1 pseudogene is annotated in these 487 nt (G+C 63.9%); it reads right to left on the reverse strand.

Annotated elements, in window-relative coordinates:
• A pseudogene (locus tag ACYAR8_RS23845) lies at nt 1–487 on the reverse strand (RHS repeat-associated core domain-containing protein); the annotation flags it as partial.

Here is a 487-nt window from a genome sequence, read left to right on the forward strand (position 1 = left end):
GATTGTTTCGTGGCGGATGGCCTGGACCACCGGGACGAATGTGCCAGGCTCGTGGATGTAGTGGACAGTGCGGCCGAGAGCTCCGGCGTACGGCGGGGGGCTGCTTTCCCAAGCGAGGTTGTCGCCGTCCCAGCCGTACAGCGTGAAGCCGCAGCCGAGTTCGCGTTCCTTGCGGGCGTGTTCGTTTTCGTTCCAGCCAGTACCGGCTTCTGGGCGGGGTCGGTAATGGGCTTTTGAGAGTTTGTAGAGGCGCCTTCCGAGGGGGTCGTAGCCGAAGTCTACGGTAAGGCGCGGATCGCAGAAGTGCACCAGACGATCGAAGAGGTCCCAGTGCAGTTCGCTGCGCAGGCCATTGGTCCAGCGCTCGGTCAGGTTGCCGCGTTCGTCGTATTCGTAGTGGCCGCCTGCGTAGTCGCGCAGGAGGTTGTCGATCAGCTTGTGGCGGACTGGCTCAGGATCTAAAGGCCGGCGGACGGGTGCGGCGCTG

It is taken from the genome of Pseudomonas sp. HP_01, from assembly GCF_055284355.1.